General features: G+C 37.6%; 16 protein-coding genes. 6 read left to right on the forward strand and 10 right to left on the reverse strand.

Features of this window, described 5'->3' with window-relative positions; all coding sequences use genetic code 11:
• Positions 1 to 2 precede the first annotated feature (2 nt).
• On the forward strand, positions 3 to 791 hold the full coding sequence (locus NRL14_RS17145; protein ID WP_306725208.1) for a restriction endonuclease: 789 nt from the start codon (positions 3 to 5) through the stop codon (positions 789 to 791).
• Between the two features lie 201 nt (positions 792 to 992).
• On the opposite strand, the gene NRL14_RS17150 is transcribed toward NRL14_RS17145, so the two are convergent.
• The 7 genes from NRL14_RS17150 to NRL14_RS17180 all read right to left on the reverse strand — a co-directional run bounded on the left by NRL14_RS17150 (position 993) and on the right by NRL14_RS17180 (position 8,760).
• The gene (locus tag NRL14_RS17150) at positions 993 to 1,466 is read right to left on the reverse strand and encodes a DUF3653 domain-containing protein (protein ID WP_306725209.1); all 474 of its coding nucleotides are present in this window, start codon (positions 1,464 to 1,466) and stop codon (positions 993 to 995) included.
• 436 nt (positions 1,467 to 1,902) lie between these two features.
• Positions 1,903 to 2,862, reverse strand: a complete 960-nt coding sequence (locus NRL14_RS17155; RefSeq protein WP_002960874.1) for a sugar-binding transcriptional regulator — start codon at positions 2,860 to 2,862, stop codon at positions 1,903 to 1,905.
• A gap of 248 nt (positions 2,863 to 3,110) precedes the next feature.
• Entirely contained in the window at positions 3,111 to 4,112 is a 1,002-nt protein-coding gene (locus tag NRL14_RS17160; protein ID WP_306725210.1) for an ABC transporter ATP-binding protein, read from the reverse strand.
• A 10-nt stretch (positions 4,113 to 4,122) separates the two neighbouring features.
• On the reverse strand, positions 4,123 to 4,953 hold the full coding sequence (locus tag NRL14_RS17165; RefSeq protein ID WP_002960878.1) for a carbohydrate ABC transporter permease: 831 nt from the start codon (positions 4,951 to 4,953) through the stop codon (positions 4,123 to 4,125).
• Positions 4,954 to 4,955: 2 nt separating this feature from the next.
• Entirely contained in the window at positions 4,956 to 5,828 is an 873-nt protein-coding gene (locus NRL14_RS17170; protein WP_002960879.1) for a carbohydrate ABC transporter permease, read from the reverse strand.
• A gap of 146 nt (positions 5,829 to 5,974) precedes the next feature.
• Complete coding sequence (locus NRL14_RS17175; protein ID WP_306725211.1) at positions 5,975 to 7,279, reverse strand: sugar ABC transporter substrate-binding protein; 1,305 nt, start codon at positions 7,277 to 7,279, stop codon at positions 5,975 to 5,977.
• Positions 7,280 to 7,431: 152 nt separating this feature from the next.
• Entirely contained in the window at positions 7,432 to 8,760 is a 1,329-nt protein-coding gene (locus tag NRL14_RS17180; protein WP_197188765.1) for a hypothetical protein, read from the reverse strand.
• A gap of 527 nt (positions 8,761 to 9,287) precedes the next feature.
• Between NRL14_RS17180 and NRL14_RS17185 the strand changes: the two genes are divergently transcribed.
• From NRL14_RS17185 to NRL14_RS17205, 5 genes are read left to right on the forward strand one after another with little or no spacing between them, the layout of a single operon-like run.
• Positions 9,288 to 9,671 carry a response regulator gene (locus tag NRL14_RS17185; protein ID WP_007377149.1) on the forward strand — a complete coding sequence of 128 codons (384 nt, stop codon included), beginning with the start codon at positions 9,288 to 9,290 and terminating at the stop codon, positions 9,669 to 9,671.
• Positions 9,672 to 9,684: 13 nt separating this feature from the next.
• Positions 9,685 to 10,590: a MoxR family ATPase gene (locus NRL14_RS17190; RefSeq protein WP_306725212.1), complete on the forward strand. Its 906-nt coding sequence runs from the start codon at positions 9,685 to 9,687 to the stop codon at positions 10,588 to 10,590.
• Positions 10,591 to 10,596: 6 nt separating this feature from the next.
• A complete protein-coding gene (locus tag NRL14_RS17195; protein WP_306725213.1) occupies positions 10,597 to 11,583 on the forward strand; it encodes a DUF58 domain-containing protein in 987 nt (328 codons plus the stop codon).
• Complete coding sequence (locus NRL14_RS17200) at positions 11,583 to 13,553, forward strand: DUF3488 and transglutaminase-like domain-containing protein (protein WP_306725214.1); 1,971 nt, start codon at positions 11,583 to 11,585, stop codon at positions 13,551 to 13,553. The genes NRL14_RS17195 and NRL14_RS17200 overlap by 1 nt, the downstream gene beginning before the upstream one ends.
• 8 nt (positions 13,554 to 13,561) lie before the next feature.
• A complete protein-coding gene (locus NRL14_RS17205; RefSeq protein WP_306725215.1) occupies positions 13,562 to 14,884 on the forward strand; it encodes a Na+/H+ antiporter family protein in 1,323 nt (440 codons plus the stop codon).
• 272 nt (positions 14,885 to 15,156) lie between these two features.
• On the opposite strand, the gene NRL14_RS17210 is transcribed toward NRL14_RS17205, so the two are convergent.
• Genes NRL14_RS17210 through NRL14_RS17220 form a run of 3 tightly spaced genes read right to left on the reverse strand, consistent with a single transcriptional unit; the run spans position 15,157 to position 17,262 of the window.
• The gene (locus tag NRL14_RS17210; protein ID WP_002960891.1) at positions 15,157 to 15,588 is read right to left on the reverse strand and encodes an acyl-CoA thioesterase; all 432 of its coding nucleotides are present in this window, start codon (positions 15,586 to 15,588) and stop codon (positions 15,157 to 15,159) included.
• A 5-nt stretch (positions 15,589 to 15,593) separates the two neighbouring features.
• Positions 15,594 to 16,412 (reverse strand): M23 family metallopeptidase, encoded by an 819-nt coding sequence (locus tag NRL14_RS17215; protein ID WP_182672646.1) that lies wholly within the window; start codon positions 16,410 to 16,412, stop codon positions 15,594 to 15,596.
• On the reverse strand, positions 16,405 to 17,262 hold the full coding sequence (locus NRL14_RS17220) for a 6-carboxytetrahydropterin synthase (protein ID WP_306725216.1): 858 nt from the start codon (positions 17,260 to 17,262) through the stop codon (positions 16,405 to 16,407). The genes NRL14_RS17215 and NRL14_RS17220 overlap by 8 nt, the downstream gene beginning before the upstream one ends.
• Positions 17,263 to 17,418 lie beyond the last annotated feature (156 nt).

Genomic DNA, 17,418 nt, shown 5'->3' on the forward strand with positions numbered 1-17,418 from the left:
CTATGTATCAAGATGATATATATAAACTCACACCTAACCAATGGGAATGGTTCGCACAGGACGTTTTATTTCACTTAGGTTATACAGTCCAGATTGGACCATCTGAAGGTGTAGATGATGGATTGGATATGATTGTTGAACTTGGAGGTACTAAATACCTAGTCAGTTGTAAGCATAACTTTAAAACGAGAAAGAATGTTGGAGTCAGAGCTGAATCTGATATTAGAGATCGTATGGAGCAGCACAGTTGCGGAGGATTTATAGCATTCTATTCAACTAGCGCAACAACGGGGCTGAAGAATAAATTACTATCTCTAAAAAATAAAGATTATGAACTTGTAGAGATTTATCTCGATAACATACTAGACATAATTCCAACAATGCGAGGGTTTATTTTACAAAAACATTTCTCACGACCACAAGAGCTACATCATCAGTTACTCCAAGAAACTGAATATAAGCCCCTAATTTGCATGAAAGAAGATTGTGAAAAAGATATTATCAGTCAAGGTAATATCCCGTGGTCGATGACTGGCTTTTATCATGAGGATAATAAAATACACCTAATTTATGGCTGTAAGCATTGCGTAAGTGATTATGCAAATTATCCATACTGGGCTGAAATTAGTCAAATACGATACATAGAGCAAATGTTAAATTGGCGGTCAGTTGTTGATAATATTAAAACTAAGAATATCGAGTTATCTGAAGAGTTTTATGAGCATTGGGCATACCTACAAGAAGCTATATTACAAATACAAATACCCCAAGGCTGGGGGAGGTGGATTTGAATTCGGCTCGCCTAACAAGACCTTTAAACGGACAAAAAACAGTTTGCTTTTGCTCGTTCCTCGCTATTTTAGTCCGCTTAATTAGGTTTTAGAATTACTCTAACCCATAGGCTTAGAAACAGCATCAATCTATAGTTATAGCAATTACCAATAGGGCACTTGCTATAACTTTTATGCTAGTTAGATTAATTACTTAAGAGCTTAAGCTCTTTTTTTATCCCCATATTTCAACACTATATCTTTAAGCGTAAATTGTTCACTCATTTTAATTAAATCATTACCTATGGCCTTCAATGTATCGCTGGCTTCAACCAATTCATGTAAGTGGTCAATTTTATGCTGTAGGGCGTTTACATGGCTTTCATTGTAGCGGGCTGCACGTTGTAAAAACTCTATTTTGTTTATGTAGTCAGGTTCGTAGCGTTTTCCGCGTGGTGTCCACAAATAACCATCACGGCAAATATAAAACCCATCCCAATTTTTATGAAAGCTCATTCCGCCATTTATCCGTTGTTCGAGCATAAGCACTGCACGCGGGCACGGCTTGTCAGTGCTTATCCAGCGCTCTAAAGTTCGCTCAGTATTAATAAGTAAAAACTCCATTGCAGCGCGCTTATCTAGTTTATCAAAGTTCATAAAACCAGCATGAAACAATAAATTTCTAAATGTATTCATAAAAAAAGTAATCCATAAAATAATAACCCGAGAGGATTCTCAGGGGCGTTCATTGTGTTATCGTTTACTAATTTTTAAAGTGATCATCATTGATAAGCGTGTTTTTATAAATAAACATGTTTTATTTTTTACGATTTAACCGAACGCGCAAGAAAAATAGAAAACATATAAAAACAAGGCTTAGGGGAGGTATTTTGACTGAACCTAAATGCCGGCTAAATATCACCCAAATTCAGCGACAAAATGACGGGGATTACCCATACAAATCCATCCACAAGCTATTTAACATAATATAAATTATAGGTAGTTTATGTGTATATAGAAAGAGCGCTTAAATGCGCCCTTACTATGTCCAATACTAGACGGTATCGGACATTAAGTGATTTTATTACAATAACAGGTATTATTAATACAGATAATTTATTTCTCAATTTGTTTAATCAATACTTAATAAACGCTCAGCTGTATATTCGTTAGTGATTAATCCACTGATCATGTTTGACCTTACTGCGCCCAAAATGGCTAACACTTTTTCTTCACCAGCAGCTATCGCATAAATCTGTTTGTTAGCATTTGTTTTTAATGGCGTACTTGCTACACGCTGATTAACTGTGCAATCTAAAAGCTTACCGTTTTTATCAAACACCCAACTAATCATTTCACCAACAGCACCAAGATCTTGTAACTCTTTAAGTTCTTGCGCATCAATAAAACCATCTATATGTAATGGCGACTTTTCACCTAAGCTACCAATACCCACAAATGTTACATCGGCATCTTTAGCGAGTTTTAAATTACCGGTAATATTTTGTTGTGCGTGTAACTGTTCTTTTTCTTCAATGCTTCTGGGTAAAACTGGCAATGGCATTGGGTAATGTTTTGCATTGGTGTGTTCGGCCATTCTTACTACAACATCATAAGGTGAAGCCGATCCATCCAAAGCCATATTACCTAGCATTGCTACAATTTTATGTTGCGGACAATCAACAGTTCTTAGCTCATCTACACATGAACGTAAAACTCGACCTGTTCCCATAGCAAGTACTTTGGGTTGTTCTGATTTTAAATGACGTTCTATTTCAGCCGCGCCAGCTTGAGCCAAACCTAGTGTAGATGAAGGTTCAGACGGATCACTCGGTACAACTTCACACGAATCTAACCCAAAACGGCTTTTTAATTTTTCGGCCAAATCCATACATTTGGCAATCGGGTGGTCAAGTCTAACTTTAATTAATCCTTGGCTCACAGATAATGCGACCATTCTTTGTGCAGATTGGCGAGATATATTTAGCTTTTTAGCAATTTCATCTTGTGTGTTACCGCCAACATAATATAACCACCCTGCTCTGGCTGCATCATCTAGCTTTCTAATTTCTGTATTTGATAGCTTTACCACGTAAACCTCTTAAAATAGAAGGAAAACTAAGTCCTTATTTTCATTACATAATTTCAATTATATGTGCTGCTATATAAATTATTTTATTAATTTTGGAGTATCTATTTATTAATAACGTTTTTGTTATTTATAGTTGTAAATATACCATTCCTTAATAAAAAATACCTAGGTTTCATAGGATTATGTAATTAGAATTTAGTTAATAGCACCCTTATAAAGGTGCTATTTAAGGTAATTAAAGATTGGCTCTAGCGAATTGTTAAACCGTTATTATCAAACTTTAATACTTTATCAGCCGGTGCGCTTAGGTAAATACTGTCGCCATATTTTAACGGACAATCACCATCTGCCTTTACTGTTACGGTCCCTTTGCCTTCAATATTTATATGTAAAAAGCTCTCCGATCCTAAATGCTCAATTACACCGACAGTACCATCCCACGTTCCTTGCTCAGTAGAGAGTGTTATATGCTCTGGTCGTATACCAATACAACTAACATTCGCATCTTCATTTTGTGGAGCATCTATAAAGTTCATTTTTGGAGAGCCAATAAAACCAGCTACAAATTTGTTTACTGGGTTTTTATAAAGCTCTAAAGGTGTGCCTACCTGTTCAATAATACCGGCATTAAATACCGCGATTCTATCTGCCATTGTCATAGCTTCAACCTGATCGTGCGTAACATAAATCATTGTTGTAGCTAAACTTTTATGTAATTCAGATATTTCTAAACGCATATTTACACGTAGTGACGCATCAAGATTTGAAAGCGGTTCATCAAATAAAAATGCCGAAGGCTGACGAACAATTGCGCGCCCTATCGCTACACGCTGGCGCTGACCGCCCGATAATTGCCCAGGCTTTCGGTCTAAATAATCGGTCAAATTAAGAATTTTAGCGGCGTTAGCAATTTTACTTTCGATTTCTGCAGGGCTAACTTTGGCTCTTTTTAAAGGAAAAGCAATATTGTTACGCACTGTCATATGCGGATATAACGCGTAGGATTGAAACACCATTGCTAAGCATCTTTTTGCAGGCGGTGTTTTTGTAGCGTCAATGCCGTCAATTTCTATATTACCACTGGTGGTATCTTCAAGCCCTGCTATCATACGAAGTAATGTCGATTTACCACAGCCTGATGGCCCAACAAATACGATAAACTCACCGTCTTTAATTTCTAAATCTAGCGGTTTAATTACGTTAACTTCATCAAAGTTTTTAGTGACTTGTTTTAGTGTGATGCTGCCCATGTGTATTCTCCTATTTTACTGCGCCGAAACTTAATCCACGCACTAATTGTTTTTGACTAAACCAACCAAGTATTAAAATTGGCACAATGGCCATGGCAGATGCTGCCGATAACTTAGCGTAAAATAACCCCTCAGGGCTTGAGTAACTGGCAATAAATGCCGTTAAAGGTGCAGCATTTGCAGCGGTTAAAATAAGTGTCCAAAATGCTTCGTTCCACGACAAAATTACATTTAACAATAGCGTTGAGGCTATACCCGGTAAGGCTATTGGTAATAGAACATGGAATATTTCTTCACCAATTGTTGCGCCATCCATACGTGAAGCTTCAAGTATTTCGTTTGGTATTTCTCTAAAGTAGGTGTACAGCATCCATACCATTATTGGTAAGTTAATGAGTGTCATTACAATCACTAAACCTAATTTTGTATCGAGTAGCGCAAAGTCTCGAAACAATAAATAAATCGGAATAAGTACCCCTACTGGCGGTAACATTTTGGTTGAAAGCATCCACATTAATAAATGCTTTGTTTTTTTAGTTTGTACAAAAGCCATAGACCAAGCAGCAGGTACAGCAATTAATAAACCCAGCAAACTTGAACCTAACGATATAACCACAGAGTTCCAAAAATGGTTAAAGTATGGCGAACGTGACAGTACATCGCGGTAATTTTCGAGCGTCCAATCAAACGCATATAAGCTTGGGCTTGCTGATATTGCTTCGGCTTCCGTTTTAAAGCTGGTGATTAACGTCCATAAAATTGGAAAGAAAATCATGCCGCTTATTGTCCATGCAGCAATGGTATAAATTAGTTTGGAACGACGGCTATCTTTTATAGTCATAATTAACCCTCCAAGTTTTTGCCAATTAAGCGCATTAAAAATATAGCGACTATATTTGCAATAATAACTGCAACTATGCCCCCTGCCGAACCGCCGCCTACATCAAACTGAAGTAGCGATTGCGTATAAATTAAGTACGTTATATTGGTCGACGAATAACCAGGACCGCCACTAGTTGTGACTAATATTTCAGCAAAAATTGACAGTAAAAATATAGTTTCGATTAATATAACCGCAGTTACAGCGCGCGATAAGTGCGGTAAAACGATGTAAAAAAACTTACTAAATGGGCCAGCTCCGTCCAAATCAGCCGCTTCTAATTGTTCACGGTCGAGTGATTGTATTGCTGTTAGCAGTATTAATGCTGCAAACGGTAACCACTGCCAAGACACAATAATGATGATTGAAAATAATGGCATTTGAGCAAAAAAGTCGATAGGTTCAAAGCCAAGCCAAATTGCAAAGTGTGCAAATAAGCCATTAACTGGGTTCATTAGCATGTTTTTCCATACCAATGCCGACACAGTTGGCATTACAAAAAATGGAGCTAGTACCATAATGCGAACGTAGTTTCGTCCCCATATGGCTTGGTCTAGTAAAATAGCTAAGCCAATACCACCACAAATAGTGATAAGTAAAACCCCAGTTACTAGGTAAAGCGTGTTAAAAAATGATTCAAAAAAAGCCGGATCAGTTAGGAAAAATTCATAGTTTAAAAAGCCTACAAACTCTTTATCCCCTGGAACGAGTAAGTTGTAATCAATAAATGAAAAATACAGTGTCATACACAGCGGAACTATCATCCAAGCAAGTAATAAAATTACACTAGGAAGAAGCATAAACCGAGCAAGCGTGCGCGAGTTAGTTGTTGCCATAAAGGTGACCTTAAAAAAGCCAATTCTATATACTTGTTAACTATCAAGTGAAAATCAGAAACCCTTGATAGTGTTTATAACTAACAAGTAAATAGAATTGACATAAAATATTGGGTAAGTTTGAGTACTTACCCGCCCATTACATGCTATTTAGGATAGCGAGCTTTACGCATTGTTCGCTCAACAAGGTGCTGAGACGTACTAAGCGCTTGCTTAACGGTCATTTGGCCAGTTAATGCTGCTGAAAATTGTTGCCCAACAGCTGTACCAATTCCTTGAAACTCAGGAATAGCAACAAACTGAATACCTACATAAGGCACCGGTTTAACGGTTGGATTTTTAGGATCTGCAGATTGAATAGAATCTAAGGTAATTTGCGCAAACGGTGCTGCGTCCATGTACTTTTGATTACTGTAAAGTGATTTACGTGTACCTGGCGGTACTTTTGCCCAACCTTTCTTGTCGGCTACAAGTTGAGTGTATTCTTTAGATGTTGCCCAGCTAATAAATTTCATTGCGGCATCTGGTTTTTTGCTGCTTGCCGGTACGGCTAAAGTCCAAGACCATAACCAGTTACCGCGTTTACCTAGGCCATTATCTGGTGCAAGTGCAAACCCTACTTTATCGGCAACTTCTGAGTCTTTTTTGTTAGTAACAAATGCGCCTGCAACGGTTGCATCAATCCAAATACCACATTTTCCGGTTTGAAATAGTGCAAGGTTTTCATTAAAACCGTTTGCAGATGAACCAGCAGGACCAGATTCTTTCATCACATCGACATAATACTGAAGGGTATTTTCCCACTCTGGGGTATTAAACTGAGGTTTCCAATTTTCATCAAACCAACGCGCACCAAACGAGTTTGCCATGGATGTAATAAGCGCAACGTTTTCGCCCCAACCTGCTTTACCACGTAGACAAAGGCCATAAACACCTTCTTTTTTATCTGTCATCGCTTTAGCAGCTTTGCGTATAAAGTCCCATGTTGGGGCTTTAGGCATAGTCAGCCCTGCTTTTTCCATTAAGTCAGTGCGGTACATAACCATTGAGCTTTCGCCATAAAATGGCGCAGCATAAAGTTTGTCATTAATCGTTAAACTGCTTCGAATTGCCGGAATTAAATCGTCTAAATCGTAGTTTTCACCTAAATTATCCAGCTCTTTTAACCAATTTTGCTTGCCCCAAATTGGTACTTCATAAGTACCTATGGTCATAACATCGTATTGGCCGCCTTTTGTTGCAACATCGGTTGTGACACGTTGGCGAAGAATGTTTTCCTCTAGAGTGACCCATTTTAGATCTATATCCGGGTTTTGGCTGGTAAAGTCACTGCTTAATTCTTTCATGGTGATCATGTCACCATTGTTAACAGTCGCTATTGTAATTGTTTCTTTTGCCGCAGCGCCCATGCTTATAAAGCCACACACGAGCATAATTAATTTATTTTTCATCGGGTATTCCCCATACACGTTATGTTTTAACAAGTGCTATTAAATTCCAATCTATTGCCAATTCTATTTATGGCAGTTTTAACGCATAAAACTGCCCGCAAAGTTCCTTTTTAGGTCCTTTGTTTAAATAGTTAGACTAGTTGGATAATGATTTAAAATTTAACAGATATTTCAGAAGTGAAGCCGTCAAATCCTTTACCGATTTGTCCGCCCGAATTAACACCTTCTTCTTGGTTAACATACTCAACTTTTAAAAGCGTTTTATCGTTAAACCAGTAACCTGCGGCTACTTGAATACGCTCTACTGTGTTGTCTGTTTGTTCAATTAAGTCGGAAGTGTTTTCGGCTTCTGCATAACGAGCCGCTACATATAGCTTTTTAGGGATTAGATATTGTTGTGCTTCAAACACGAAGTACTCAACCGATGAGTCGCCTTCTATTACACTGTTTGAATCAAAAGTAGTGCCATTTTCATCTACTATACCGTTTGTACCAAAGTAGGTAATACCGGCAACTGCATTACCAGCGGCATCTGCAAACGTGTAGTCATCAGACGATTTACCAACCATAAAAATTAAGCTAGTTTCGTCAGATGGTTGATAAGCTAAGTTAAGCTGGATGATTGATTGCTCAAGCCCGGGCATTGCGCCAACGTGAGTGTCACGCTCGTTCGAAGGTGACGCTGAGAAATTATAGTTTTCACCATCGCCAAAGCGATAGTTTGTTGTGGTTACACCATCAAGACTTGCTACGCCATTTTCAAAACGTAACTGGTCGCCTTGATTGGCTTTTAATAAGTTTAAACCTGCTTTAAAGCCACCTTCAAACTCTAGAGTACCTTGAAGTCGGTAGTTATAACCTCTGTCTTCTTGAAATGCTTCACCGAAACTTGAAGTCGTAATGTGACCTGTAACATTATAAGCACGTACTACACCACTATCGAAAGTTTCGCTGTAACTTAGCTGTGCACCGTTTTCTGCGGTTGCGTAATCGGTAATACCATTACCAATAAGAGCATTACTTTGGTTATCTGCGCCGTCTTGAAAACCTTTAAATTGGAAAGGCGACCCACCAATGTTACCTAAACGCAGTGTTAAATTTGCGTTTTCTTTTGGTGTGCCATAAAGACCTAGTAAGTCAAATTCAACACCTGCAAAATCGTTGTGAAATGAAAAGTCACGATCTTCGCCACCAAAGTCATTAGGCTCTTCTGCAATATCTATATCGGCAGTAATGAACTCGTTAATATGAAATTTAAGCATTAGATTTGCTCTAATACGGCCAAAACCTGATTCTTGTTCTTCATCTTCTGGACGAAATGCACCATCTTTAGCCTGAATTGACTGAAAGTTTTGCATTAGTAAAAAGTCTACGTCAACGCGATCTAAATATTCAGAAATATCAGCCTGTGCTGGAGCCGATGTAGCCATAGCTGCCGCTATGAGAGAAATTGCAAATTTAGTCTTTTTATTATTCAACATAATAAGCTCTTTATTTAGTGTGGTGTGTGATGCCAACTTTATTAAATTGCATATTCATTTAATGAAATTGGTATTAATTCAGTGTGTAGATGAGGCTGACTGAGCAAAACATTAAATAGTTAATGAAATTGCACTTGTGAGCATAAGCTCATCTGGTGGGCATAATCACAGAATGAATTTAGAAGGTCAACGATTTTTTATTACAAAACGTTTACAAAAAATCGAATTTATATGTAAATATGTTTGAATCAATAAGTTAAGTAGCAAATTTGTTACATCAAATTTTGAGGAAATAAGGTTCTGGATTAAGGAATTTGTTGTAGATACATCATTATTGCTCAATACAATTCATGAAAACATAAGTTAGTAGAAGATATAAAAGCAGGTGATCCTTTTAAAATAGGCTGTTGGTCAGACCTATAAACTGTTTATTTATTAGTGTTTTTTAAGTAACGTTCTTGAGCTTATGAAGGGGTTAGCTTAGTATTAAAGCACTTAGATGTATTCAAAATAGAAGTAACCTACATATGGAATTTGTTCGCCCGCTAGAGCCCATCCTCATCATTGACGATGTTAAAGAAATACGTGATTACCTAAACCAGATTTTAACCGAACTAGGTTATGAAGATATTTTAGAAAGTGTAGACTTTAGTTCAGCTAAACCGGTTATTGATGAAAAATCGCCTAACGTAATATTTTTAGATGTAGATTTACCTGACTCTGATGGCACAGATATCCTAGAGTTTATTAATATTACCTATCCTCACGCACATGTTGTAATGTGCTCTGGTCATAACAGTTTTGAAAATGTGCAAAACACGTGGGAGCTAGGTGCTAAAGGGTTTATTGCGAAACCATTTAATGCAAAAAAAGTAGACACCGTAATGAAGCGCCTCGAACTAATAGAATAATAGAAAGGTTAGCATGCAAAGTACTGTTACTGCGATTATAGACGATCTTTCGAGTGTTATATTTGGTAAACAACAACAAATAAAACTGGCACTTACATGCTTATTTAGCGAAGGGCATTTACTCATTGAAGATTTGCCTGGTATGGGGAAAACCACTCTTTCCCATGCATTGTCAGCTGTGTTAGGTTTATCGTATCAACGTATACAATTTACCAGTGATCTTCTGCCTGCCGATATTTTGGGTACTAATGTTTTTAACTCTACCGAACACAGTTTTACGTTTCATAAAGGCCCTATTTTTAGCCAAGTTGTTTTAGCTGATGAAATAAACCGTGCTGGCCCTAAAACACAAAGTGCGTTGCTTGAAGCAATGGAAGAACAACAAGTAACAGTCGATGGTAAAAAATACACGCTGCCAAATCCATTTTTTGTGATTGCAACACAAAACCCGCTTTACCAATCAGGTACCTACCCGTTACCTGAGTCGCAATTAGATCGGTTTTTAATGCGTATTAGCTTAGGTTTTCCACCTAAAGAAGCCGAAAAACGCTTAATTTTGAATATGCAAAAACGAGATTACAGCCAATTACCTAAGCGTATTAACCAACAAGAGTTAGCGGCAATTCAAAGTCAAATAAACCAAATCACTTTAAGCAGCCCGGTTATTGACTACATCATAGAGCTTGTTAATTACACACGCACAAGCAACGCTTTTACTGCATCGTTATCACCTCGAGCCAGTATGGCTCTGGCTAAAGCGGCTAGGTCGTGGGCCTTTATTGATGGTCGTGATTTTGTAATGCCAGAAGATGTTCAAGCCGTATTTGCAAGTGTGTGTCAGCATCGATTAGGTTTGCATAACGAGTCAGGTGAAGCACAAGTAAACGATATTTTAAAAAACGTATTAGTTCCGGTATAAATTTTTATGCAAAAAAAAACAGCTAAGCGCCCTTCTTTATTTAAGTCATTTAAGCAAAGTGTATTTAATAAGTTATTAAAAAATAAACATTTAAAAAACTCAATTACACTTGAACACAGAACAATTTATGTATTGCCATCATCCCTTGGTTGGTACTTTATAATTGTGGCAATTTTAAACTTTGTGATGGGCATTAATTATCAAAATAATTTAATTTTAATAATGTCTTATCTTATGTTTGTGGTAATGATTATTGCTGTATTAATGGGCTACAGTAATGCTAAAGGCTTAACAGTTAAATTTAAAGATGCATTTAATAGCTACGCTCCTCAAAAACCGAGTATTGTATTTGAATTACAAAGCCCTTCTGTTACCCAATCTATTAATTTAACATATCAAGGTAGTGAGCAAACTCACAAACATACCGGCCAAGTTGATAGTAAACCTCAGTTACTTACACTCAACCTACCCTACAGCTCACGCGGTAAGTACTCAGTGCAACGTATTAAAATAGCGAGTAACTATCCCTTTGGCTTAATAACTGTTTGGAGCTACATTCAATTACAAGAAGATGTATTTGTATATCCGTCGCTTGAACAAGTACACAGTGATGCGAATGTTTCTATGCTTGATGAGCAAGCCGATAAAGGTATTTCTACACAATCTGGTAGCGAAGAGTTTGAGTCTCTTATCCCACACTTACCAGAAATGGGCTTGCAAAGAGTGTCGTGGAAGCATTACGCAAAAACACAGCAGTTGTTAGTTAAAGAATTTGTAGACTTTAAAACAGCGAATGCGCTCTTCGATTTTACGTTAATGAATGGAGATACAGAGCAGCGCTTAAGCCAGTTATGCTTTTTAGTGTGTGAAGCAACCGACAAAAACACCCCTTTTATGTTAAAGCTACCGAATAAAACAATAAATACAAATACCGGACAGCAGCATAAGCAGCAATGCTTAGAATTATTATGCTCATTTAATGGTGATGTGTAATGGACATACTTAAAAACGAAAAAGTAATAAATTATTCGCTGTCTTTTATATATGCATGTTTGATTGTATTTTTTGTATCACATTTACCGCTTGTTTTTGTTGGTGTACTTTCACTTATTTGTGCCTGGAATTTTTACATAACGCTGAGTAATAAACCAAAGCCAAATGCTTGGCTGGCAAATATACTCGCAGGTGTGTCATTAGGTTTAATGCTCTACACAGTAGGCATGTCGGATACGGTTATTTTATTTGTGGCCATGCTGCTACTTGCTAGTTTATTTAAGCTGCTGCAGGCTAAAACCAAAAAACACTATCACGTAATTACAACGCTTACGTTTTTTTCACTCTCATCGGTGTATTTATTTAACCAAAGCATTTTAACGACTTTAACTGTAAGTAGTTTATACATATTAAACTTTGCAGTACTTGGCTTACTCGAGTCCAAACATAATTTAAAAATCGCCTCTAAGCAAAGTGGTAAATTACTACTCTTAGCACTTCCTTTAGCTATATTTTTACTGCTTTTTTTACCAAAAATGCCCGCCTTTTGGCAGCTTCCTGGGCCTAAGCTTGCAAAAACAGGGCTTTCTGAACAAGTCGACCCATTCGATATTGCAAAGCTGTCAAACTCAGATGAACTTGTGTTTAGAGTTAAATTTAACGAAGAAAAACCTGTAGCGCCTTATTATTGGCGAGCAATAGTCCATGATGAGTTTAATGGTAATGCGTGGCTTACGTCTGACTTTTTAAAATACAATAATGTAAAAACAAATACACAGAGCGAAAGTGATGAGCAACTTATTGCAAGCTACTCAGTTATTACGGAGCCTGCTACACAAAAATGGCTCTATGGTTTAGCCTATTCCAGTAGTAACTCACAAAATGTTGAAGGTAATTCGCTAGGTTTATTACGTAAAAAAAGTCGCCAAGCTAAAAACTTACAATACGATGTAAATAGCTTTAACTTCACAACTTTACCGCTTGGCGAATTTGAAGAAAAACGCTACAAATACCTCGCTTATAAAAAGAATGTAAAAACATCATCACTTGCTAAAACCTTAAAGCAAAATACACACTCTGATCGCGATTTTTATAACCGATTATTACAATACTTTGCAGGTACGGGATTTACTTACACATTAACACCCACTCCTATGAGCGGTGATAATACAATTGACCAATTTTTATTTGAAAACCAACGTGGCTTTTGTGGCCACTATGCCAGTGCCGCCGCGTACATTTTTAGAACCGCAGGTATACCCGCTCGACTAGTAAGTGGCTATTTAGGCGGTGAATTAAACCAAGATAATAATACGCTCACTGTTCGCCAGTACGACGCACATGCATGGGTAGAAGTATATTTACAAAACGAAGGTTGGGTTATTTTTGATGCAACTGCTGTTGTCGCACCAGAGCGTTTAAATGGCTCACTTTCGCAAAACGAAGAGCTGAATGACGAATTTAAAAGTAACCTTGATTTTGGTTTAGTGAGTTTAAGTAGTTTCCCCGCTATTAATTGGTTAAGGTTGGAACTTGAAAATCTCGATTATCAATGGTCTAGCTGGGTACTTGGTTTTGACGAAGAAAAACAAAATGATTTTCTAAAATCAATTTTTGGTAGTAAAAACATTTGGCTTGTACCATTAATGGTTTTACTAACAGCTGGTTTTTGTTTTGTAGGTTATTTTGTTTATTTAAACTTACCAAAACGCCCGGCTAAATTAGCGCCTATGGTTAAAGAGTTTTATGAAGTAAAAGCATGGGCTAAAAAACAAAAAATAAACACACCCGATAATTTAACACCGAGTCAGCAGTTACATTTTTTTGCTGACAAACTCCCTCGTTCTGCACAATCTATAAACACTTTTAGTCAGTTATTTAACCAAGTACGCTATGGTAAAAAACCTTTTACGAAAGAGCGTAAAACTCAGGCTAAAGATCTGATAAAATTAATTAAAATTTCCAAATAGAGAATACTATGAATGCTGTTGTTATAGGCGTTATTTTAATGCTCGGGCTATCTCTGGCTCGCGTTAACGTCATTGTTGCCATGATAATAAGCGCGTTAGTTGCAGGTCTTACTGCAGGCTTGGGTATAAAAGAAAGTGTTGATGCATTTAACTCTGGCCTTTCTGCCGGAGCTGAAATAGCACTAAGTTATGCCATGCTCGGTGCATTTGCCGTTGCGATTTCTAAGTCGGGTTTAACACGCATTCTCGCTGATAAGCTACTTGCTAAAGTAAATGCTAAAGGCAGCGGGAATGAAACGTTTTTAAGTTACTTCATTTTATTAATTATTTTAGGTTGTGCGATTTCTTCGCAAAACTTAGTACCCGTACACATAGCGTTTATTCCTATTTTAATTCCACCGTTACTCGTTGTTTTTAATCAGTTAAGATTAGACAGGCGTGCTATAGCGTGTATTTTAACATTTGGATTAGCAACGTCTTACATGGTGCTTCCTTATGGTTTTGGCGGTATTTACTTATATTCGATTTTGCACAAAAACCTAGTTGATAACGGTCTAGGCATTGTAAATACCCAAGTCCCTATGGCGATGATAATTCCTGCATTAGGTATGTTTATTGGATTACTTATTGCGGTATTTATTACCTACAGAAAACGTCGCGAATACACCGAGCTCCCATTAACAACTGTGAGTAAATCAGCTGAAGTAGAAAACCCTAGAAAAGTAATGATTGTCGGGCTTTTTGCAGTACTTGCCTCACTTGTTGCACAAAACCTAAGTGGCTCAATGATTTTAGGTGGCTTAGTAGGTGTAATGATATTTAGTGTTTTCGGTGTAGTTAAGTGGGAAGAAAACGGCGACGTATTTAGTAAAGGCGTTGCGATGATGGCCATGATTGGCTTTATTATGATATCGGCACAAGGTTTTGCATCGGTTATGCAAGCCACTGGCGATGTAGCAAGCTTAGTACACAGCGCAGCCGCCCTTTTTGATGGTAATAAACCTTTGGCCGCCGGTGTTATTTTGTTAGTCGGGTTATTAATTACAATGGGAATTGGCAGTTCGTTTTCAACAGTGCCTATTATTGCAACTTTGTTTGTTCCTTTATGTTTAGACCTTGGGTTTTCTGTTATGGCTACCGCTGCACTTGTTGGTACTGCGGGCGCTTTAGGTGATGCAGGCTCCCCTGCTTCAGATTCAACGCTTGGCCCAACATCGGGTTTAAATGCCGATGGCCAGCACGACCATATAAGAGACTCTGTTATTCCAACGTTTATTCACTTTAACATTCCGCTGCTGATATTTGGCTGGATTGCAGCAATGGTGCTTTAAGTAGTATTTATGTAATTGTTGATAAATGTGATTAAAAGCTAAATATAACCAAAAAGGTATGTTAAAAGCATACCTTTTTAGTATCCAAACCCAACAACTCTCCCCCCTATCAATTCCCCCAGTTTGATTACTTTCTTTTAGTTAATACTAACTATGTCGTTGAGGTTATATTTAATAAATATTTAGTATGATGTGTTCTTTTACTGGTTTTATATAAGCACCAATTAAGGTGCTTATATAAATTTACTTTAGCGTATATTTAAAGCTTTAAGTTAATCAAAACCATAAATCATTTTGTCGCATACTACCGGAGTCGGTCTGTGGTTATCATCAACTGCAACAAACGTAAAGCTGCCACTAATGGCTGAATGCTTATCGTCTTTGTGCATGGTTTCTAATAATATATCTACATCAACTTTTAAGCTGGTGTTACCTACATGCACTACTTTAGCTATTAACTCTGCAAAAGTACCTGCTGGTATGGCTTCTTTAAAGTCGACTCTATCAGAAGATATAGTTACCAAAGGCTTACGGCAAAAACGAGTCGCTGCTATAAATGCCACTTCATCCATCCACGCCAGTGCATCACCACCAAATAAAGTATTGTGATGATTAGTACGCCCTGGAAACACTGTTTTAGTTACCGATGTGGTTGAGTCTTCAATACGCTGAGCAATTATTGCATCGCGATTTACGTCAGTCATAATCTCTACTTTTTGTTTGCTAATGTATCTTGCATTAGTAATGCAGGATCAAGGCGTTCGCCTTTCCAGTTAAAACGCCAATCTAGGTGAGGACCCGTTACACGCCCTGTTGCACCAATTTCAGCCACTTTGTTACCTTGCTCAATTTTATCACCCACTTTTACATCAAGCTTACTTAAGTGAATGTAAGTTGAGGTAATACCATGGCCATGATCAATAATTAATGTACCGCCAGAGTAGTATAAATCAGGTTCAGCAAATACCACGGTACCACTAATAGGCGCGTAAACAGGAGAGCCTGTTTTATTGGCAATGTCTAAGCCAAAATGCGGACGACGTGGCTCGCCATTAAAATAGCGCTGACTACCGTAAACACCCGATATGCGCCCTTCTGCAGGCTTTAAAACAGGGTCTAAAAAGTACAATAAATCAGACTCTACTTCTCTGGCTTTTCGTACCGCAACTGCTTCGCGGCTTATACGCGCACTAACTTCTTTTGGCGGAGAGACATATTTTTTAGCTACGCCGGTAATTTTATCAATTTTATATTCGCGCTTAGTGATAGCTATTGGCTGTGAATGCGATTTACCATTGTTATCTACCCATTTTAAAGTATGAGTAGTTTCAGCGTCACGACCAAAACCAAATACAAAATCACCCTTTGGTGAAAGTTTTAAGCTTTTGCCATCTAAGCTTACTGATTTAGCGTTTTCTAGCTTTCCAGTAACTAAACCGCCTTGTGTTAAATGTCCTTTTAACTCAAGCGCCATAGCACTAAAGCTAGCAGAGGCAACAAGCGCTGTTGCTAAAAGTGTTTTAAACATAACTAATCGATCCTTTTCCAACACCTTCATAAGCGGTTACTTTCACTGCTTTTTCTGGATATTGGGCTTTAATTTGAGCAGCTACATGTTCTGCAATACATTCTACAGTAGTATCTACTGGCAAAATGTCGCAACGAGACTCGCTAATAGCCATTTCAAAATAGCCTTGTGCCGATGTATAAGCAAAACATACATCACCCGCTTTGGCTGGTATGTGTTTTAAATCAGCTGCGTTAATTTGATCTTCACTGGTGGCTAAGTAAATATCTTCCCACTTTTGAGACCATTCTTTTTGCAAGCGTGGCATAGAAATACCATCTAGGCTAATACCAATTTGAGAACGATGCCCATGAATAATACGCTGGCAATTACCGTCATGTTTTTTAAGGCCATGGCTATAATGATAGTAAAAACTTTGGCTGTGTTCAGGCTTAAGAGACAGCTCTATTTTTTCAATGTTATCTGGTAGCTTCGGTAAAATAGTCGCAATTAAAAATTCGGTAACCGATTCAACAGTTACTTCGTCTGCGTTAATCATGCAATAAGCTTGATGAGGAGCGCTCATAGCTAAGTGATTATTTTCACCAAATGTACAGTCGAGTGTTTTATGCTCGTCAAATTCAGATACAGTGCCATTAAGCCCTGTAGGAATTGCTAAACGGTGATCAATACACTCATCTATAATGCCTTTAATTTGCTTTTTAACTAAACCAAAGTCTAAAACCATAGACTCTTCGTTAAGTTTACCGTGCAAAGTTAAATCAACAATCCAGCTCTCGCCAACGGCGCCGCGTTTGTTACATAAGTAAGAAAAATCAATCACAGTTAGTGAGTTAACAAAAAGGATCATAAACTTCCTTTAGACTGGTTATAAGACAGCGTTAATTATAATGATTTCTGATTGTAATTGCGCGGTTTTATAGTGCAAAAACCAATCGCGTTGATTGATTGATGATTTAATATGCAATATTTTGATTTTTTAACTGCTCCGAGTTGTTTAGCGTAC

It is taken from the genome of Pseudoalteromonas sp. 20-92 (genome assembly GCF_030847595.1).
GTDB classification, from domain to species: Bacteria; Pseudomonadota; Gammaproteobacteria; order Enterobacterales; family Alteromonadaceae; genus Pseudoalteromonas; species Pseudoalteromonas fuliginea.